The sequence below is a fragment of the Hoylesella loescheii DSM 19665 = JCM 12249 = ATCC 15930 genome (genome assembly GCF_000378085.1).
GTDB classification, from domain to species: domain Bacteria; phylum Bacteroidota; class Bacteroidia; order Bacteroidales; family Bacteroidaceae; genus Prevotella; species Prevotella loescheii.
The window spans coordinates 35704-58096 of sequence record NZ_KB899215.1 but is presented as its reverse complement, the minus strand read 5'-3'; the positions used below and the strand labels follow the sequence as shown (position 1 = coordinate 58096).

The 22393-nt window shown below is 47.8% G+C and carries 12 protein-coding genes; 8 read left to right on the top strand and 4 right to left on the bottom strand.

What is annotated here, in order from left to right:
* Positions 1-1030: 1030 nt before the first annotated feature.
* Both F453_RS0107790 and F453_RS0107785 read right to left on the bottom strand, forming a co-directional pair.
* Positions 1031-4774: a collagen-binding protein gene (locus F453_RS0107790; protein WP_025789954.1), complete on the bottom strand. Its 3744-nt coding sequence runs from the start codon at positions 4772-4774 to the stop codon at positions 1031-1033.
* Between the two features lie 2 nt (positions 4775-4776).
* A complete protein-coding gene (locus F453_RS0107785; RefSeq protein WP_009235030.1) occupies positions 4777-5691 on the bottom strand; it encodes a TolB family protein in 915 nt (304 codons plus the stop codon).
* Between the two features lie 628 nt (positions 5692-6319).
* Here F453_RS0107785 and F453_RS0107775 point away from each other — a divergent pair.
* From F453_RS0107775 to F453_RS0107765, 3 genes are all read left to right on the top strand, one after another.
* Positions 6320-7003: a hypothetical protein gene (locus F453_RS0107775; RefSeq protein WP_018967510.1), complete on the top strand. Its 684-nt coding sequence runs from the start codon at positions 6320-6322 to the stop codon at positions 7001-7003.
* Positions 7004-7196: 193 nt separating this feature from the next.
* A complete protein-coding gene (locus F453_RS0107770) occupies positions 7197-7676 on the top strand; it encodes a hypothetical protein (RefSeq protein WP_234398402.1) in 480 nt (159 codons plus the stop codon).
* Positions 7677-7808: 132 nt separating this feature from the next.
* Positions 7809-10139 (top strand): glycoside hydrolase family 20 protein, encoded by a 2331-nt coding sequence (locus tag F453_RS0107765; protein WP_018967508.1) that lies wholly within the window; start codon positions 7809-7811, stop codon positions 10137-10139.
* Positions 10140-10457: 318 nt separating this feature from the next.
* Here F453_RS0107765 and F453_RS0107760 read toward each other — a convergent pair whose 3' ends face one another.
* Both F453_RS0107760 and yfcE read right to left on the bottom strand, forming a co-directional pair.
* Entirely contained in the window at positions 10458-11261 is an 804-nt protein-coding gene (locus tag F453_RS0107760; protein WP_018967507.1) for a TrmH family RNA methyltransferase, read from the bottom strand.
* Between the two features lie 154 nt (positions 11262-11415).
* On the bottom strand, positions 11416-11964 hold the full coding sequence (gene yfcE, locus F453_RS0107755) for a phosphodiesterase (RefSeq protein ID WP_009235025.1): 549 nt from the start codon (positions 11962-11964) through the stop codon (positions 11416-11418).
* Between the two features lie 646 nt (positions 11965-12610).
* Between yfcE and F453_RS0107750 the strand changes: the two genes are divergently transcribed.
* The 5 genes from F453_RS0107750 to carB all read left to right on the top strand — a co-directional run bounded on the left by F453_RS0107750 (position 12611) and on the right by carB (position 21713).
* Positions 12611-13807: a hypothetical protein gene (locus F453_RS0107750; protein WP_018967506.1), complete on the top strand. Its 1197-nt coding sequence runs from the start codon at positions 12611-12613 to the stop codon at positions 13805-13807.
* Positions 13808-14615: 808 nt separating this feature from the next.
* On the top strand, positions 14616-15410 hold the full coding sequence (locus tag F453_RS0107740) for a polysaccharide biosynthesis/export family protein (protein ID WP_025789952.1): 795 nt from the start codon (positions 14616-14618) through the stop codon (positions 15408-15410).
* 76 nt (positions 15411-15486) lie between these two features.
* Positions 15487-17382, top strand: coding sequence for an amidophosphoribosyltransferase (locus F453_RS0107735; protein ID WP_018967503.1), 1896 nt, complete (start codon positions 15487-15489; stop codon positions 17380-17382).
* A gap of 6 nt (positions 17383-17388) precedes the next feature.
* Positions 17389-18468 carry a glutamine-hydrolyzing carbamoyl-phosphate synthase small subunit gene (gene carA, locus F453_RS0107730; protein WP_018967502.1) on the top strand — a complete coding sequence of 360 codons (1080 nt, stop codon included), beginning with the start codon at positions 17389-17391 and terminating at the stop codon, positions 18466-18468.
* Between the two features lie 14 nt (positions 18469-18482).
* Positions 18483-21713, top strand: coding sequence for a carbamoyl-phosphate synthase (glutamine-hydrolyzing) large subunit (carB, locus tag F453_RS0107725; RefSeq protein WP_018967501.1), 3231 nt, complete (start codon positions 18483-18485; stop codon positions 21711-21713).
* The last annotated feature ends 680 nt before the right edge of the window (positions 21714-22393 follow it).

The following is a 22393-nucleotide window of genomic DNA, read 5'->3' as shown; positions in this document are numbered from 1 at the left end:
TTTGAAACATAATTAATCCTTTCAAAGATAGAAATTTGTTTGTTTCCCTCCAAAGTTACGCCGCGATTTTCTCTTATTTTAACTACTGGGGTTCAGTCGTAACCCCATCTAGCCAGAAGTCACCAGAACCCAAGATACCACACATGCTGTACCCCAATACGGCAAAGTCCATACCACGGTAAGAGATACTGCCGCCCTACACTTCTCCCATTGTGTCAACACAAAACAAAACGTCTTCTAGCACAAAGCCAACGCTTAAGAGATCTAAACAACAGAGAAAACAGGCAAGTTTACGACATTGAAAGCCACCCACACGGCGACAAGCACCCACTATTCAGGTTCGTTCTCGCTCGTCTATAACCGCTAATCCCATCCCAAATAAATCTTTAACGCCAACCGCCAGCCCATCTTCTGCAACGCCACATCTATACCCTTTAAATGCGTTTTTAAACAATACGGTGCGTTAACGCTATCATATACTGCTGTTCCAGCTTATATGGAATCGTGTTCCGGCTTATATGGAACAGGGTTCCAACTTATATGGAATAGTGTTCCAGCTTACATGGAACACCACGCTTCATTAAAAACCACTGTGCAAAGGAATGATTATGGCATTCGTAACGTTTAATAGGTGCAGCGCCATCCCATATCTTGGAGGTGACGATCAAGCAAAAGATGAGAAGTAGGGAATTAACGGGGCGAGGCTCTTCACGCGCGCATACGCGCGCGTTCAATTAATATAAATCTGCTTGGAAAAAATAAAAGTAAGCGTTGAACTATTGGAAGGCAGTTTATCACCAATGCCTGTTAAGCAGATTGCTAACATATCTAGCCCAACATGCACCACAACAACGAAGCATATTGCCCCTCGTTTCACCTTGGAGAGAGGCTGGGTATGAGAGCCGTATTTAAAAAGGCGAGTTCTGGACAGCCATTGAAGGCCATTCCAAAACTCGCCCATCTGTTGTTATGCCTTTGTTGGAAGAGGCCGCGAGAAGTTAATACGCCGTGCCTGCACCAACCATGGGCATCATTTCTTCATCATTTTCTCAGTCTTCTTGCTACCATCGGCATACGTGGTAACAACGATATTCACACCTTCGAATGGTTGTGACGACTGCAAACCTGCTGCGTTGTAATAGCGCACACTTACCACGCGCTTGCCTGCGGTTGGCTTTTCGATACCCGTAGCGGGCTGTCCCTTCACCGTTAAGGCACGTTTGGCAGGCGTAAGTGTCTGATTGCGTTCGCTAGGAATACTCAAAACGTAAATCTGCTTGCCTGCACATACCAAGTTTCCAGCGGGGTCGAAGGCCATTTGGTATATTTCTTCGCCAAAGCCTCCGTAGCTATATTTCTTGGTAAGTGTGGGCGTTGAGCCGTTCCATGCAACGTTGAAGAATTGCAATGCCAAACTGCCATCGCATATTACGAGGGTCTTGCCATCATCGCTAACGGCAAATCCCGACCTGCGCGAACCGTTAAGGTTCTCTACCCAATCGGCGTTGCCAGAATTGAAGGTGACTTTTCCGTCCTTGTCTACGAACATCAGCGAAGGCACACCTTTGCTATTGTTGCCCGCTCCACGGAATTGCACCACCCAAAGTCCACCATCAGGACCAGCTGCTAGGTTGTCATCGGCATTGATTAGTCCGCTAACCTTAAACGTCTGACTAGGTGCCTTATTCCACGAGGTAAGTACCGATCCATCGGGTTGTCCGATGTTGTATACGCCGATAGCTGCCTTCATGTCTTCCAAGCAAACGTATAACTTGGCATTGCTGCCGCTACCCGTTGCCAAAACCATTGAAGCCGACGAGCCAACATTCTGTCCGTCGTTGGTGATTAGTCCGTCTTCATCAGGCTTACCAACGAAGAACTGCTCGAATGTGCCATCCATCTGGGCAGGGTTAGCGATAAATACGCCCGGATTTTCGTCGCTAAACTCGGCAATATAAAGTTTGCCTGTTGGGTCTACGCTCATTCGATAGTTCCCCATCAGCTTTTGTCCGCCCTTGTACGGGGCAGCATTGGTGCGCACGCCATTAGCATCGCACACGTAAATGCCTGTCACATCGAGTTTCTTCTTATTGGCTTCGCCCACATACATACGACCGAAGAAGTCGCTTTCGGTGCTCTTGTCGATGGCCACCGCAGCACGATTGTAGGTTGTGGAAGCCGCTTCGGGGTTGATGCGGTTGATACTTGCGATGCGATTTCCTGTGAGGCTAACGGCCCAGTTCAACTCTTGTTGCTTGCCGCCAGGCAACTGGTCGGTGGCAAATTCAAAGCTGTTGTGGCCAGCCTTTACGCCAGCGAGTGGCAATTCGCCTACGGTCGCACCCGACTTAGCGTCTGTAAACACCAATTTAGCGGCTGTTGGTTCGTCATTAGCATCAAACGAGAAGGTGTAACGTTCGCCAGCCTGTGCCAAACGCAGGTTATAGGCATACACACCTTTCACTGCGGGCTGGTCTACACCCTTGGTGGTGAAGTTGGTCAGCACGCTGTCTGTTACGAGCGTAAGGATGATGTCGACATCCTTCACCATGGCCGTGGTGGCCATAAAGCCCACTTTCTCAAGCGGCTTAGCAAGATCAAGCGTAGTTGCCTTTATCAATTGAGCCTTTTCCAAACCTTCACTCACGTCGAAGAGACGCAGTCCGGCCACCTTCGCATCTTTAAGATAAGGCGTGGCCAAGAGGGTATGTTTGGCGTATTTAAAGAATACGGCACCAGATGCAGTAGCCACTTCGCCCTCGTTGCCCAATATATCGGCAGACAAACGGCCAAGTATCTCGCTGTCTACATTAGATGTTGTTGCGGGCTTAAACTCCATCGGCGAGGTTACGTTGCCATCTACCATCCACTGATCGTCGGCAAAAGGCGATGCAGACAACTTGTAATCGTTACCCAATTTCACCTCGGTGAAGTTGCTGCTGGCGTTGATGGTTTTCTCTGTAAAGAGCGAAGAGGTGATGGTATTGTTCTCAACGTAGAGTATTAAGTTTCTCACCCCCTTGGCAACACCGTTGGCATTGGTTCCGCCAACAGCTATTTTGCAACTCTTAGCAGCACCACTCACGGCCACCGTCTTACCCATATCGGCGTTAAGGAAGTTGGCTGAGCTTTGTGTAGAGAGCCACTCAATGGGGTTGGCATCCATGTCTTGCCATTTAAAGATGCGCAACGTGCCACGTTTGTAACCTTTGTCCGTTTCCACTTCTCCATCGTTAAACTGGCATTCCACGCTGTTTACGCCCACCAATTGGCCGTCAGCAGTAAAGGCGATGTCGTTCAAACGGCTGTGGAAACCCTTGTTATCGGTTTCGGCTGCTGGCAGTCCGTTAGTGCTTAGTTGTTTTTCAATCTTCCTTGTGGCGTTGTTCACCAAGTAAAGCTGTGGTGTCCCATTGTCGTCGGTTAATATAACGGTCTTGCCTTCACGACTGATGGCGCGCTTAACCTTACCCTTAATGGGCAGCGTAACGGGCTCTTCTGCCTTCATGTTCAGTGCTTGGGGCATGCTCAAGTAGGCTGGTTGCTCAGGATCGGGATAGTTAACGTAAGTGTCAGAAGGAGGTTCGTAGCCCTCGGCCTCAAGATATAGTTTGGTGTAAGTGGTTTGATCGGCCTTCACCACCAGCTTTTCCATGCTCTGTGCCACGAGATTCTGATACTCGGTAGACGTGGCTTCGGCAGTGAATTTGCCTTGTTCCTTGTAGCCTTTAAGGGTGGCTCGCACGGTGTATTCGCCTGGTTCGAGGTCTTCGAACACAAAGATACCATTATAAAGTGAGTCTACCTGATAGGTTTTCACGGACTTTTCGCCCTTAAAGAGCGTCACCGTGGCCCCGTTCAGGGGCATCCATTGGTCGTTGGTACGCGGTGCATAACGGAACACGGGATTAACGATAATCTCGTGAAGGTCTTTCACCGTACCCATGATATAACCCGTTGTTTCGGCTGGGAGATTAAAAATAGCGGCCAATCCGCGCGACATTCTGATGGCATCTTGCTTGCAATAGTCGGGGTTTAAAGCGCGATGGCGAGCTGGTTGATAGGTGTGGAAATAGCCTTCGATAAGAAAGCCTGGCACACCATGCTTCAAAACACCCAAATAGCCTTCGTAATCGCCATGTTTGCCATGACGAACGGACGAGCTATGATAAAATGAGATGTCGCCACGAACATTCACATTGGTTCGGCTGTAATAGCTTTGCGGGTCCAGTTCGTCCATATAATGTGGTTCCCACATTTTAAGAGCCATGTCTCGGCTACCTGGTACCAGGTCACCATCCTTACCGTCTTTGCCACGATAAAGAATAAGGGGATAGTTGGTGTTTCCCCCATCGGTGGCGGCATTAGAGTGTACCGAGATAAAGAAGTCCATGTTGTTGGCGTCCACCTCTTCGCAAATCTCCGACAAAGGGCGGTCGAACTTATCGTTTTCAGGGTCGCCTGTAACGTAGGGATATGGTCCATTGCCTGTTCGCGAGAGCATGATGTTGTCTCGTTTAACACCCATCTTCACCAATTTATCTACCATAGGGAGGGTTCGCATCAGCACGGTTGTCGACTCGTAGAACCCTTTCTTGCCCGGTCTACCTGTTTCTGGCAGGTTGGGATAAGGTATGGTAGGCATCGGACGGTCGTTAGGTCCGTAGCAACCATGCCCAGGATTGAGGTAGATACGCAACTTGCTCGCGTCTTTTGTCTGTGCTTGCGCAAGGGCTGCAAAGGCCATTGCTATAAAAAGTAATATTTTCTTCATGGCTATTTGCTTTTAGTTACGTTGATGATATATGCTTTTCCGTCGGGCGTTGAGAATGCAATCTTGCCCGCCTGGGCCGACACTTTGGGGTACATCGCTATAAGCGAATCGGGTGTGAGCGACTGTTTGTCGCCTTTGAGATTGGTTGCCACGATACGCGATGCGTAAACAAACTCGCCATCGTCTTGATCGTACATGCCCACCACTGTAGCATCGTCCCACCATTGGGGTGCGCGCATCATGCCAAGTGGCTTTACATTGCTGCCATCGAGGTTGCAAACAAATGCCCCTTCTGCTCCCACGTAATACAAAATCTTAGTTCCGTCGGGCGAAAGTGATGGCCAAAGATAACTCTTGTCTTTACCATTGGGCGAGAGGTTGCGAGTTTTTCCGTTGCGCGAAATCATTAGCTGTCGGTTGTTAATACTCAACACCACGCCACTTTTGTCTGAAACCTTGCCCTCGAAACCCTTAGCGGTTACCTGTCCACGCGTAACGGGCAAGGCGGCTTGATTGTTTATGCCTACCCCTTGCAGGTTTCGCGTAGGGGCTACAAGTTCTCGACTCTGGCCCGATCCTAAGTTGATGCTGCGCAACGACACCATTCGGAGATGCCCAGAGGTAAACGAGTTTTCCCTGTAAACCACGCGTTTGCCATCGGGCGACACACGTGCGTCGTATCCCGCACCTGCTGCTCGCGTGATGTTTTGGGCTTTACCCGTGCTTAGATCTAGTTTAGTGAGTCCACTGTTGTCGTCTGCGGTGAGCAAAAGAAAATCTCCTTGCCCACTGATTGCCACTACCTTACTCCCCACATCTGGCGGAAGTGCCACGGGAACAAGGCTTGCGACGTTGAAAACTTGCGCCCAACCACCAACAGTCAATGTGGCGGCGAAGGCTAATAGTACTTTTCTCATACGAAGCTTGTTTTTAGGTTATATAATAATGTGAACGAAAATAGGCTTTCGTAGGCCGTGCACTTACGGCCGAAAGATGGTCTTTACGACGGTGCGTATGGAATGGCGCGCCTTTGGTTTTCCCCATCTGGCGGGTTTTCCATTGGTGTTTGGCACATTTACGCCACACTTCAACACCCTTAAATCGCCCTTCTAGCAGGCGTGTTTCGGCGTGTCTAGTCAGTAAAACAAATCAAATAATAAGCTTCTTACAGTTTCGCATTGCGCTGGTTCTTCGTTTGGCTTGCGCCTAATATGTCGTTTATTATTCCTCTAAAAAGTCCGATTTCAATATAAAATTGCATAATGTCACACATCCAGCGCTCTCTTTTGCGAAGTTAGGAAATTAATTGACATCTTGCAATAAGCCTTAAATTATTTTCATGATATTTAAATTTTGTAATGAAACTGCATGTAAGGAAATGGGGGAATGATAAGCCATTGAAAATGGAAAGAGGAGAATAGAAATGCCAAACATCCAGTAAATCAATGATGATTCTTAGCTAACAAGCAACGATACAACACACATTACGATCGCTATTATCAGCATTTTTCGTACATTTGCATCATTAACAAAAACCTCAACATCATGAAAACAATCGCACTTTGGATTATCGGTTGTCTTGCACTTACTGCAATAGGTTGCACCGAACGCACAGACAAACGAACAGAATTACCACTTAACAGTATTGACACAGCAAAACTTAAACCCGAACTGAAAGCCGTAGTGAGGGCCTATATCAAGGCGCATCCACGATATAAAACATTTTTATTAACACCAACAGAAATACCCGAAGAAAATTGGTTGGCATATATTGAACCCTATTTTCTTATCGGTCCTGCATTTGATGGTCTATACAACGGTGGAGAATTTGGCTTTACGCGTAGCTATCCCACAAGTTACTTCAACCTAGACGACCATATCGTTTTCGTAAAAACCATACAAGAAGATTTGACAATACTAGATAAGGCCGCCATTGATGCCTATAATAGGCTTGCCGAACCTCAAGACACATTCGACAAAGATACGCCAACACCATACGTATATCCAATAAAGAGTTACCTATTAAAGGCATGGGTGATGAGAACAGGCCTCAAAAGAACAACTGAACTCCTATCTACACGAGCCGACACATTTGCTACTATAAAAAGGATACCCTGTAATCTGCCCAACAAGGAATTGCTTTATTCCAATCGTAAAGCACGAAAATCAAGGCACGCAATAAAAAAAGACACCGCACTGAGCAACATCCCAGTAGCAGACAGCATATAGTCTGTGTGCTTAATCTCAACCTTTAATAAGTTTCTGGTTCTTGTTGCACACGCAGCAAAATGCTCTTTATCACATTGAATGACACGAAAAGTTGATTTCTTTTTTGTTAAATAAATAACAATTTGCTATCTTTGTGGTTCAAAAACAGCTATTCGGTGCATCAAAAAGCATTCGGAAGAAACAATGTTGAGAAATGAAAAGATGTGCAGCAGCATTATGTTGGGTGGCCATGGTATGGGCGCAAACAGCCAGGTCACAAACCCGATGCGTGGTGGCAGATATAGAAACACGCCGCCCACTGAAGGGTGTGCGAGTGACTACTGACACCAATGCCACCATCGAAACCGACTATACGGGCACATGCATCTTGCCTGCCACTTTCAAGTCGCTCGCGTTTGCTTCATACGGATACATGCGCCGACTGATGAATAGGAGCGAACTCACCGACACGGTGTTGCTTCTTCCTACCATGCTTAACGAGGTGGTGGTATATGGCAAGGCGCCAAAGCCAGGGTTCGACCTGCAAGAGGCTGCTAGGCGTAGTGCGCGAATAGGGGCAATGAAAGCACCAAGAGGAGTAAAATTCGACTTTTTTAGGATGTTCGATAAAAGTACAAGGCGACCCTCGAAGAAAGAACGCGAGATGAACGAGCGTATCCTTAAAACGTACTGATGCCCCCACCCCACAATCGTCCAACAAGCGAGCGTGCCATGTTAAAAGCGCATTCGCCTCACTGCTTACCATCACAAAGACAATCGTACACACCATAAATTGATATACAAACCTATTAATATAATAAGAAAAATGTACTTTAAGCAAATTATCCTCGGTGCATTAGGCCTGCTTTCGGCAACCTTTGCCCAGGCACAAGCTCCCAAAACAACGGCTAACTACCGTGTTGTGCCGCTTCCACAAGAGATTACCAACACATCGGCAGGCGCTTTCGCACTCAACGCCCAGACGCGTATAGCCTACCCAAAAGGCAACGCCACCTTGCAAAAAGATGCCGAACTGCTGGCGCAATATCTCTTTACGGCTACCAATATACGACCAGCACTAACCACCGCAGCACAAGGTCGCAACCTCATTCTGCTTTCGGCCACGTTGAAAAACAACAATAAGGAAGCCTATCGCCTAGAAGTGACCAAAGACCGTATCACCATCAATGGTGCATCGGCTGCTGGAACATTCTACGGCATACAGACTTTGCGCAAGGCGATACCCCAAACGGGAGCGCAAAGACTTAGTTTTCCGAGCGTAACCATCGCCGACCAACCCCGCTTTGGCTATCGCGGCGCGATGCTCGACGTAGCTAGGCACTTCTTCTCCTTCGAAGACGTGAAGACGTTTATCGACATCTTGGCCCTGCACAACATCAACCGCTTTCACATGCACCTTACCGACGACCAAGGTTGGCGTATCGAAATAAAGAAGTATCCACGACTAACCGAAGTGTCGTCGATGCGTCCCGAAACGATGGTTGGCCACGATGCAAGTAAGTTCGACGGCAAACCGCATGGCGGTTTCTATACCCAAGAACAGGCACGAGCCATCGTTAAGTACGCAGCAGATCGTCATATCATGGTCATTCCTGAGATAGACATGCCCGGACACATGGTTGCCGCCTTGGCAGCTTACCCTGAATTGGGCTGTACAGATGGCCCTTACAAGGTTCGTACCACGTGGGGCATTGCCGAAGAGGTGCTGTGCGCAGGCAACGACCGTACTTTACAGTTCGCCAAAGACGTGCTTTCGGAGGTGATGGACATTTTCCCTGCCGAGTATGTGTATATCGGTGGCGACGAATGTCCGAAGGTTAGCTGGGCAAAATGTCCGCGTTGTCAGGCACGCATCAAGGAGAAAGGATTGGCTGGCGACGGCAAACACACGGCAGAAGAACGTCTGCAAAGCTTCTTTATGAGTGATATTGCCAACTTTATCACCGCTCGCGGACGCAAAGTAGGTGGTTGGGACGAGATATTGGAAGGCGGAATAGCCCCCAATGCCACGGTGCTGTCATGGCGAGGAATGGAAGGCGGCATCGAGGCGGCACGCTTAGGCCACGACGCCATTATGTGTCCCGTGTCGCATCTCTATCTAGACTATTACCAAACCAATGCTCGCGAACACGAACCGCTGGCTTTCAACGGTTTCATACCTATCGAAAGAACCTACGATTTTAACCCCGTATCGCCTAAACTCACAGCCGAAGAATCGAAACACATCATTGGCGTGCAGGCAAATCTTTGGACAGAGCACATGGATAACTTCCCCCACGTGCAGTATATGGCGCTGCCACGATTGGCTGCAGCAAGTGAGGTGCAATGGACAATGCCCGAAAAGAAGAACTTCGACGACTTCGCCAACCGCATGCCGCAACTGCTCAACATCTATAATTTGAACAAATACCGCTACGGACGACATCTTTTCAACGTCAATATCGCGGTGTCGCCAGCCGAAAAGCCTGGTAGCCTCAACGTAACGCTCACCGCTCGCAATGGCGCAACCATCTACTATACCCTCGACGGAACACAACCCACGGCAAAATCGCAGCGCTATACACAACCGTTTACAGTGCAAAAGTCGTGCAAGTTGCGTACCATCGCCGTGTATCCCACCTTTACCAGCAGCGAAAACAGCGAAGATTTGCTTATCAGCAAGGCCACAATGGGCGAGGTGAAATACAATGTTGAACCAGATGCTAAGTACCCTGGCCTATCGCCGCGCGAACTTACCAATGGCCTACAAGGCAGCGTTATCTTCAACTCTGGCCGTTGGGTGGGCTACGTTGGTAAAGATCTCGATCTCACGGTAGACCTTGGCGAAGTGAAACCCATTCGCCTTATCAGTGTTCGCACGTTGATAAGTGCAGCCCAATGGATTATGCCCCATCGCGGATTATACGTTTGGGTGAGTACCGACGGCAAGAACTTCGAGGACATTTACGACCTGCCTGCCGACCCGATGCCAGCGAACAAGCCCGACTATATAGACACCGAAAATGTGCTTTTACCCATGGCGAAAGACGCTCGCTATGTGCGCATCAAGATGTTATCAGAAAAAAGCATGCCTGCATGGCATCCACATACGGGCAAACCCGGTTGGTTGTTCGTGGATGAAGTGACGGTAGAATAAATAAAGTACGCTTTTACATAATTAGTTGACGAATTAACAGGGCAGCAAATAAACAAGAGGCTGTGCCTGTTAATTCGTCAACGGGCTTATTGATCTGTTTGTTAAGGCAGGTTCTAAAAATTACCTTTGCTGTATTTTTAGCTTTTAACTGAGCAGATTTTGCTTACTTCTTGAAGGAGCATAGTGCACCCATGCGACTGAAAGAGTAAGCGAAAGATGCCAGATAAAAGCAAAAAGACAGTGAAGAGCAATACAAGGAACAACAAATGAACCTTTGCGGGGAATTTCTAGAACATGCCTTAACTTGATTCAACTTGCTTACTTGTCAACTCGCAATTCCCAAAAGGCAACGGCCGAAGCTGCAGCAACGTTGAGCGAATCTACGCCATGAGCCATGGGGATACGCACCACATAATCGGCCTGCGCAATCACTTCGCTTGGCAATCCGTCACCCTCTGTGCCCATAACGATAGCCAAACGCGGTTCGGCTTTCAACTGAGCATCGTTAAGTGGAATAGAATTATGCGTCAGTGCCATTGCTGCCGTGCGAAATCCCATAGTAGAAAGTTCAGCCAAAGGTTGTTCTGCCCACGTCCACGGCACAAGAAACACCGAGCCCATAGACACACGCACGGCACGGCGATTAAGTGGATCGCAGGCGTTTTTGGCCAAAACGACGGCATCGATACCCAATGCCGCAGCCGAACGGAATATCGCCCCGATGTTGGTTGTATCTGTAACACCGTCTATCACACACACTCTCGTGGCATGGGCACATACCTCGGCCACATTGCCCATTGGCTTTCTGCGCATGGCACACAACACGCCACGCGTAAGGGTATAGCCTGTAAGCTGAGCCAACAGCGTGCGTTCACCCGTATATATGGGCATCTCGCCACACCTCGCGATGATATCTGCGGCATCTCCCACGATGTGACGCTCCTCACACAGCATTGACAGCGGCTCGTAACCAGCATCGAGTGCCACACGTATAACCTTCGGACTTTCTGCGATGAACACGCCCTTATTGGGTTGGAGTCTATTGCGCAACTGCGTTTCGGTTAGCGCACTATACACTTCAACGCCTGGATGGTCGAGCGACGTTATTCTTTCTATCGACATAATAAGAGATTTTAAAAGTGAAAAGGTGAAAGGGTGAAAAGGTAAAAAATAGCTTCGCCTACCAAATTGTTAGCTTGTCTACTTGTTAACTGGTCAACCTAAAAGGTGAAATGACGGTTTAGCTCTACACCTCTCTATCCCTTAACTTTCGCATTTATCCTTCGTTAAGGTTCATTGTCTGCAAAAGCGTGCCGTCAGTTTTATACACACTTATCACGCCAGCTTCGTAAGTGGCGAACGTTGGCGGGTTTCCGCCTTTGGGAAAGGTTATCGAACCCAGATTACACACTACACCTTGGGGTGTGCGAGTTAATTCCCAAAGATGCGTATGACCATAAAATATGGCATCACACTTACCCAATGGGCGCTTCTCCTTATTATAAACATGACCGTGGGTGAGTATTAATCGCTTGTTGCCGTCAACAAGCAGCAGATAATCGGCCATGATGGGGAAGTTAAGCAACATCTGGTCGACCTCCGAATCGCAGTTACCACGAATGGCCACAATATCATCGGCCATGGCGTTAAGTCTTTCCACAATTCCCTTAGGGTCTAGTCCTTCGGGCAATTGGTTGCGTGGGCCATAGTTAATAATGTCGCCTAGGATGCAGAGCATGTCGCATTTTTGCTCCTTATAAAAGTGCAATGCGTTTTCCAAAGCTGGCAAACAGCCGTGTATGTCTGAAATCAATAGATATTTCATTCTCAGTATATTAAATATGTTTGATGGTCTCGGCTCATGGCATTACCAGCCAACAAACCATAACCATGTTTGTTTATAAAAGACATTTAAATGTATCGCCACTCATCATTATGGGTCAACAATTCACCGCCTTACCTTAAAATAAAAGCAACTTGACAACATTTTGCGCCCCAACCATATTCTATGGCAAGACGCAAGCTAGCTTGTCGAGTTGCATACAAAGGTAACAAAAAATGCGTTTACACACCCCTTGCAACCTGCTTTTTTATCCATCGTCTCGTTACACATAAGATGTAACCCTGTTACTTATCAACTGGAACATGGTTACATATCATCTGGAACACGGTTACATGTCATCTGGAACAAGATTACAGCTTATGTGTAACAAGACATAAGGTGTGAAAGCTGTTTTTAAAGCCTCATCTAACGCCTTGCATTTCGATAAATAATAGCCCAAAAATGAAGTTTGGATAAAAACTATATTTGTTTAGAGGAGCATGTCGAACCGACAAACGCACGACCCATCACTCTTTAAACAGACAACAGACGTAAATAAAACGCATCGTTAGTAAAATAAACAGACAACGTTTGCGTTGTTAAGATAAAGACCCACAACTAACCCTAAGCCATGAGCTTTATCACAACCATGACACTAAGAAAGGCAGGGCGACTGAACGAAGCTCTGCAACAGGCCACCGCCGATTGGCAACAAGAGAAAAGTCCGCAAGCATGCATGGCCATGTTTTGGGTGCAGAAAGACATCTGCGACTGGCTTGTTAAGGAGCAACGGCTGGACGAGGCCAACCAACGTATAGCCTTACTGGAACAGCTGCAACCATTGATGAACGATGCCGAGGGCATCGCCCTTAAAGCCATTGAACGCCTGAAAGAACATGCCTTGCCCTATTATCCGCAGATGCGACACATCGAACGCATAAGTAAAGACGGCTGCGAGCAAGTTGCCTACGAGGCTTTGTTGCCTTTCTTGAACGAAAACCTGCCACCTGCCCTACACGAACGAGCGGGATGGGTGGTGTATCGATACGTCAAACGGATGTTGCCCAAATGTCAACCGACAACGGTACGAAGGGTCCTATTCCACTACATTTCGCTGCAAAACGAACGTCCTTCGTTGCTTCATTCACAAATGTTGCTGATGGCCATTGCGATACGGGAGCGTTTTGTCGACTTCAAACTGATGAATTTCATCGCAAAATGGGACGCAAACACTTTTGCAGAGGGCGATTTCCTACCTTCGCAGAGCGAGGCACATACGTTTCGCCCACTGGCCGAATATGTGGTGGAGCGCTGTTTCGACTTGGGTTATAGTCTGCAAGAAGTATTCAACGTCTTCTCAGTCAATCCCTATTTCACAGACGAAAGGATAAAGCTGCTCTATGCCCGAAGCCAATACTTCGCCATAGTCAACCAGCAAAAGCAAGACGAAACAGCAGCGCTGAATCTGGCCACACACTATACACAGGCAATAAGCGGAACGCACATACGCAACGAGTTTCATTCGGCCATCCTCAATTTGTATCTCCGCCACCTACCCACGTCCCATCAACGGCACGCAGTGGGCTTCATCAAAGCGTGGGGCATTGGCAATTTTAGAGACGAAGATTGGCTGCGCACAACCAAAGACGGGCACTGTCATCCAGCCTTAGTTGAGAAAACGTTGGTTGCATTGCTGTCGGCATGTGAAACAAACGAGCTGAAAAAGCTTGGCGAACATCCGCCCACCACCTTAAGAAAAGGTGTTGAGACATTTGCCGACAATAAAAGTCTGACGCAACTTTGGGCGAAAACCAAGCTCATTGCACGTTATGAAGAGTCGGAATAATTGTATTTGGCCTTTAGTAAGATGAGGTATTCAGCACAATGGCACGTATAAAAAAAGCCCGACCACATACACATGCAGCCGGGTTCTCTCTACTAACATAAAAAATTTCTTCGTACAATGTCCGTATCACGCGGTATGAGGCGGAAACTTGAAAGCTATTCCCAACTCTCCATTCCCTTTAGTAAATGGCCTACTCTAACCCTCTCTACGGTCTTGACGAAGCGACGTTGTGAGTTCGATGTTACTGAAATACCTTGTTGATTACCATCGAACAACCGATATCCAACGTCTTACCATGTAACTAATCCTTGAATAAATCTTTATTGCCAATCTAATACCTACAGTATTGTCAACGCTACTTGTTTCTTTAAAAACATTGTAGCTTATATCTACCTTATCTAACTTCTTATCTCTTTTTTCAGCTGCAAATTTACTAAAGAATATCAACATTATGCTTTAAAACATATTAAAAATGACATTTTTTCTAGGCAACCGATTGCACAAATATAGCAAAAAAGGCACATAACGAGAGAAATTGAAAGAAAAGGGGCAAAAAGATGAGATAATGCAGCTACATATAAACAACTAAACCAAGCTGAGAACAAGCCACTTAACAAATAAATTAATAAACCGCACGTCAATAAACCAATAATTAACGAATAGTCTTCCATTTCTCAACATAATAAGACAGCAATGACACAAAGCAATGAATAGCGCACAAAACTCGCGTTAATAATAGGTTAAAGATTTGCGAAATCAGAAAAAAGAGCGTAAATTTGCATGCATATTAAACGATTGTATTATTGGTATGAGTAAATTTCTAAGTTCAGTTGTCTTATTGACATTCGTATTGTTATTAGGGAGTTGTGGAGGAAGCAAAGAGATTGTGTATTTCCAAAACGTAGATGGCGTGAACCTCGAAGAGTCTAAGGGGCTATATGAGGCTAAGATAATGCCCAAAGACCAATTGTCTATCACGGTGGTAACAACCGACCCCGCTGCTGCTGCACCATTCAACCTTACGGTGGGCAACAGTGTTGGCACAAAGGGGCAATTGGCACAAGGGGCTAACCTTCAAAATTATTTGGTAGACAATAACGGTGACATCGAGTTCCCCGTGATTGGAAAAATTCACGTAGGTGGACTGAATAAGAACCAATGCCAAGATCTTATTAAGAGTAAAATTTCGGGCTATCTCGCTGCCAGCGAGAATCCCATCGTTACCGTTCGCATGGCTAGCTACCAGGTAACTGTGCTGGGCGAAGTGAGTAAACCTACCGTAATACCTGTTACTAGCGAAAAGATGAGCATCTTGGAAGCCTTGGCTCAAGCAGGCGACCTCACCATCTACGGACGTCGCGACAACGTTATGCTACTTCGCGAAAACCCCGATGGACGTAAGGAGGCACATCGCATAGACCTGCGCGATGCCAACCTCATCAATTCTCCTTACTATTACTTGCAACAAAACGACGTGATATATGTGGAGCCTAACAAGGCCAAAGCCAGCAATTCGAAAACCAGCGCAGCCACAGGTATTTGGTTGTCTGTGGTGAGCAGCGTGTTGTCGCTCACGTCTTTGATAGTGAACCTTGTAAAATAACAAAAATAAAGGTGAGGGATGTTTACGGACATCCCTCTACTTATATAACACCCAAGGCAAAAAAGAACAAGATTGGATGGAACCATTGAAACATGAATGTGGCGTGGCCACAATAAGGTTGCTTAAACCTCTGCAATATTACCAACAGAAATACGGTACATGGATGTATGGGCTTAACAAGCTCTACTTACTTATGGAGAAACAGCACAACCGCGGACAAGAGGCTGCGGGCATGTCGTGCGTTAAGCTCAAGACCACTCCTGGCAACGAATACATGTTTCGCGAAAGGGCCGAAGGCAGCAATGCCATCACCGAAATATTCTCAGCGGTGCAAAAGGGCTTTGCCAAAGAGACGCCCGAACACCTTGCCGACGCACGCTATGCCGAGCGCACGCTGCCTTTTGCTGGCGAACTGTACATGGGTCACCTGCGCTATTCCACCACAGGCAAGAGTGGCCTTTCGTATGTTCACCCCTTTCTGCGCCGTAACAACTGGCGCGCCAAAAACCTAAGTCTGTGTGGAAATTTCAACATGACCAACATCGGCGAGATATTCGAACGTCTCACCCGACAAGGCCAATGTCCCCGCATTTACAGCGATAGCTACATTATGCTCGAGCTGATGGGACACCGTCTGGACCGCGAAGTGGAACGCAACTTTGTGGAAGCACAGGCACGAGGGCTTACCGACACCGACATAACCCAATACATCGAAGACAACGTGAACGTAGCCAACGTGTTGCGAACAACCATGCCACACTTCGACGGTGGATATGTGGTGTGTGGCGTTACAGGCAGTGGCGAGATGTTTTCGATGCGCGATCCCTGGGGAATAAGGCCTGCCTTTTATTATAAAAACGATGAAGTGGCCGTTGTGGCCAGTGAACGCCCAGTGCTACAAACCACCTTTGGCATCGAGTGCGATGACGTAAAGGAACTAGAACCAGGAACAGCTCTCATCGTAAAGCGCAATGGCGACTATCGTATCGAGCGCATCATGGAGCAAAAATCGGATAGTTCGTGCTCGTTCGAGAGAATATATTTCAGTCGTGGTTCTGATGCCGATATATATAAGGAGCGTAAGAAGTTGGGCGAACAACTAACAGACGCCATCCTTCGCGCCATTGACTACGACACAAAAAACACCGTATTGTCGTATATTCCCAACACGGCCGAGGTGGCCTTCTATGGTTTGGTAGCAGGATTTAAACGCTACATGCGCCAACAACACGTAGCCCAGATTCAGGCATTAGACCATACCCCCACGACCGAAGAACTAAACGAGATACTAAGCAACACCATCAGACTAGACAAAGTAGCGTGGAAAGACATCAAGTTGCGTACCTTCATCGCTGAAGGAAACTCGCGTAACGACTTGGCTTCACACGTGTACGACATCACCTACGAGAGCATTCGCCCAGGAAAAGACAACCTCGTGATTATCGACGACAGCATCGTGCGTGGCACAACGCTACAAAAAAGCATCCTGCGAATACTCGACAAGTTGCACCCCAAGAAGATAATCGTGGTGAGCAGCGCACCTCAGATACGCTATCCCGACTATTACGGCATCGACATGCCACGTTTAGAAGAGTTTTGTGTGTTCCGTGCTGCCATCGAGTTGCTGAAAGAAAAGAACATGCACGCACTTATCAAGCAAACCTACGACAACTGTCGACGTGAGCTGAAAAAGCCTGTTGAGGAGATGGGTAACTGCGTGCAAGAGATATACAAGGCCGTTACGGTTGACGAAATTAACCGTAAGATCGTGCAGATGCTACGTCCCAAAGGCGTAAATACACCCATCGAGTTGGTGTTTCAGTCTATCGAAGGCCTACACGAGGCCATACCCCAACACAAGGGCGATTGGTATTTCACGGGCAACTACCCTACTCCGGGTGGCATGCGACTATGCAATCAGGCCTTCGTTAATTACATCGAAAAGGTTTATCAAAACGAACAGAAATTCTAGGATATAATGAGAAATGTAACATTAGTTCTGCAAGACGGCACCAAATTCCATGGCAAGTCCTTTGGTTACGATGCGCCTGTGGCAGGCGAAGTGGTTTTTAACACGGCCATGATGGGCTACCCCGAGAGTCTTACCGACCCTTCTTATGCCGGTCAGCTAGTAACGCTTACCTTTCCCTTGGTTGGAAACTACGGCGTTCCACCCTTCACCTTTGGCCCCGAAGGGCTACCCACGTTCATGGAGAGCGACCATATACACGCCTCTGCCATCATCGTGAGCGATTATAGCGAGCAATACAGCCACTGGAACGCTAACGAAAGCTTGGCCGAATGGCTTAAACGCGAACATGTACCTGGCATAACGGGCATCGATACACGCGAGCTTACCAAGGTTTTGCGCGAACATGGCGTGATGATGGGCCAAATAATCTTCGACGACGAACCCGAAAATATACCCCAAGCGCAGTACGAAGGCGTGAATTTTGTAGACCGTGTTAGCTGCAAAGAGATAATTCGCTATAACGAAGGAGCCGGAAAACGCGTTGTATTGGTAGACTGCGGAGTGAAGGCTAACATCATTCGCAACCTTATCGAGCGTGGTCTTGAAGTGGTGCGCGTGCCTTGGAATTACGACTATACTGGGATGGAGTTCGATGGATTGTTTCTTGGGAACGGACCAGGAGACCCCGATTTGTGCCAAGATGCAGTAAACATACTGCGCCAACAAATGAGCAAGAGCCGCAAACCCATCTGTGGAATTTGCATGGGAAACCAACTTATGGCCAAAGCAGGCGGAGCTAACATCTACAAATTAAAGTACGGACACCGCTCGCACAACCAGCCCGTGCGCATGGTGGGCACAGATAAATGCTACATAACGAGCCAAAACCACGGTTATGCCGTTGATGCTTCTACGCTTGATAAGGATTGGAGTGAGCTGTTCGTAAACATGAACGACGGCAGCAATGAAGGCGTACGCCACAACACCAACCCGTGGTTTACATCACAGTTCCATCCCGAAGCTTGCTCAGGACCGGTCGATACGCTGTTTATGTTCGACCTCTTCGTAGAAAAACTCACCCTTTAAAACCCCTTAGAAATATGAAAGATGAAAGCATAAAGAAAGTATTGCTGCTGGGTTCCGGCGCATTGAAGATTGGCGAAGCGGGTGAGTTCGACTACTCTGGCTCGCAAGCGCTCAAAGCCCTACGTGAAGAAGGCGTGCAAACGGTGCTTATCAACCCCAACATCGCCACGGTACAAACCTCTGAAGGCGTTGCCGACCAGATATATTTCCTACCCGTTCAGCCTTATTTCGTTGAAAGGGTTATCGAGAAAGAACGCCCAGACGGCATTCTCTTGGCCTTCGGTGGACAAACGGCACTTAACTGCGGTGTGGAACTTTACCAAAGTGGTGTGCTCGAAAAGTATGGCGTTAAGGTGCTGGGTACGCCCGTGCAAGCCATCATGGACACTGAAGACCGTGAGCTGTTTGTTGAAAAGCTGAATGAGATTAACGTCAAGACCATCAAGAGCGAGGCATGTTCCACCATCGAACAGGCACGTCGCGCTGCTGCTAATCTTGGCTATCCCGTTATCTTACGCGCTGCTTACGCATTGGGCGGATTGGGTAGTGGCTTTTGCGATAACGAGGAAGAACTGAACAAATTGGCTGAGAAAGCATTCTCGTTCTCCCCACAAGTGTTGGTAGAGAAAAGTCTCAAGGGATGGAAAGAAATTGAATACGAAGTGGTACGCGACCGCTACGACAATTGCATCACTGTCTGCAACATGGAGAATTTCGACCCGCTTGGTATCCATACGGGTGAAAGTATCGTTGTTGCTCCATCGCAAACGCTTAGCAATAGCGAATATCACAAGCTACGTGCACTCTCCATTAAGATTATCCGTCACATCGGAATCGTTGGCGAATGCAACGTTCAATATGCCTTCGACCCTAAGAGCGAAGACTATCGCGTTATCGAAGTGAACGCTCGCCTTAGTCGTTCGTCGGCCCTTGCTTCAAAAGCCACAGGCTATCCGCTGGCTTTCGTTGCAGCCAAGTTAGGCATGGGTTACGGCCTTTTCGAGCTGAAAAACTCGGTTACAAAGACCACCAGCGCATTCTTCGAGCCCGCACTCGACTACGTTGTCTGCAAGATACCACGCTGGGACTTGAGTAAGTTTCGCGGCGTAGACAAGGAATTAGGCTCGTCGATGAAGTCGGTTGGCGAGGTAATGGCCATCGGCCGAAACTTCGAAGAGGCCATTCAGAAGGGATTGCGTATGATTGGCCAAGGCATGCACGGCTTCGTTGAGAACAAGGAATTGAAGATTGACGACATTGATGCTGCCCTTCGCGAACCCACCGACAAGCGTGTGTTCATCATCTCGAAGGCCATGCACAAGGGATATACCATCGACCAAATACACGAACTCACGAAGATTGACAAGTGGTTCTTGGAAAAACTGAAGCACATCATCGACATCGACGAGACCTTGCAACGATGCACCAGTGTGAACGTATTGGATAAGGAATTGTTGCGAACGGCAAAGGTGTATGGCTTTACCGACTTCCAAATTGCCCGTGCAGTGGGTCTTGAAAAGGAGATGGGCAATATGCACAAGGCTTCTTTGGTGGTGCGCAACTTGCGAAAGTCGTATGGCATTCTGCCCGTTGTGAAGCAGATTGATACGCTTGCAGCAGAATATCCCGCGCAAACCAACTACCTTTACCTCACCTATTCGGGTGTAGCGAGCGACGTTCGCTTCGACAACGACCGCCGTTCTATCGTTGTTCTCGGCTCTGGTGCTTATCGTATCGGTTCTTCTGTAGAGTTCGACTGGTGCGGTGTGCAGGCCCTTAACACCATCCGACGCGAGGGTTATCGGTCGGTTATGATTAACTATAACCCCGAAACGGTGTCTACCGACTACGACATGTGCGACCGTCTGTACTTCGACGAGTTGACATTCGAACGTGTGATGGACGTTATCGACCTCGAAACGCCCAACGGCGTGATTGTGTCTACAGGCGGACAGATACCCAATAACTTGGCAATGAAGCTCGACGAGCAACACGTGCCTATACTTGGAACATCGGCAACAGACATTGATAACGCCGAAGACCGTGCCAAGTTCTCATCTATGCTCACCCGAAACGGCATCAACCAACCCGAGTGGAGCGCGCTGACGTCGATGGATAAAATTAACGAGTTCATCGCTCGCGTAGGCTTCCCCGTGCTGGTTCGCCCTTCTTACGTACTGTCGGGTGCAGCTATGAACGTTTGCTCAAACCGCGAAGAACTTGAACGCTTCCTGCAATTGGCTGCCAATGTCAGCGAAGACCACCCCGTAGTGGTGAGCCGATTCATCGAGCACGCTAAGGAAATAGAGATGGATGCCGTGGCCAAAGACGGTGAAATACTAGCCTATGCTATCAGCGAACATATCGAGTTTGCTGGAGTTCACTCTGGCGACGCCACCATTCAGTTCCCCCCACAAAAGGTTTACATAGAAACAGTGCGTCGAATAAAGCGCGTTAGCCGACAGATTGCTAAGGAATTGCATATCTCGGGACCGTTCAACATCCAGTTTATGGCACGCGACAACGACCTGCTGGTTATCGAATGTAACTTGCGCGCCTCACGTTCGTTCCCCTTTGTAAGTAAAGTGCTCAAGCTGAACCTCATCGATTTGGCCACACGCGTTATGCTTGGCCTACCCGTTGAGAAGCCCAACAAAAACCTTTTCGACCTCGATTACGTGGGCATAAAGGCCTCGCAGTTCTCGTTTAACCGTCTACAAAAGGCCGACCCCGTACTAGGAGTAGACATGGCATCTACTGGCGAGGTGGGGTGTTTGGGCGACGACACCAATTCTGCTCTGCTTACAAGTATGCTTTCGGTGGGTCATCGCATCCCAAAGAAAACCGTTTTGCTCTCAACTGGCGGTGGAAAGCAAAAGGCCGAGATGCTAGATGCGGCCAAACGACTGGTGAACAACGGCTATGAATTGTATGCCACTAGTGGTACATCGCACTTCCTAACAGAGAATGGCATTGCCAATACCACCGTGTATTGGCCTACCGACGAGGGAATGGAACCCAAAGTGCTCGACGTGTTGCGTGAAAAGAAGATAGATATGGTGGTGAACATCCCCAAAGACCTCACCCCACGCGAACTCACCAACGGCTACAGCATACGTCGCGCAGCCATCGACCTCAACATTCCGCTCATCACCAATACGCGTTTGGCCAGTGCTTTCATCACAGCCTTTACCACCATGCGTGTCGAGGACATCGAGATTAAGGCGTGGTCGGAGTATAAATAACTTGAATCGGTGTGCTTGCAAGTTACTGAATTGATAACCATTTCAGCATGTAAGCCTCTTGTTTATGGGCCATACTCGATAAAACTCACAATCACTAAACCCACAAACTTGAGTCATAATACAATAAGGGGCTATGGAAAAAATATCCATAGCCCCTTATTGTATTATATAATGTATGCAAGCTCAAGATAAGAGATGTTCGGTGTGTAAACTTCCGTGTAGTGCCAGTTGGTGAGATTGCTATTCGTTTCTTACCTTATCTCGCTCAAAAAGACATCGCATCTTATCCCAAATTCACGTAACGTTTGATACTAGCTTGGCACCATCTAGGCGGTTCATTCCACAGCCTATCACCGCCACCAATTCATCCTTCCTACGTCCAAACGCCACATTTCATTCCCCACCCGATAAGCTCTTGTAGTGAGCATTTTTAGCTCCCGCCTTGTTACAGCTAAGATGTAACCCTGTTCCAGATAAGTTGGAATGGTATTCCAGTTCAACTGGAACAGCATTCCAGATGATATGGAACAGCCGTCCAAAATACATTTAACACGGCAGTTAATCTAATAAAGCATTATAAAAGCTTAGCAAGCGTATTTTCAGAGCCATGAAAATGCGAACCACGTAAGGGTTAATTGGCGCGTTCGGGATAAGATACCATGCTTTCTGAACAAGACTGG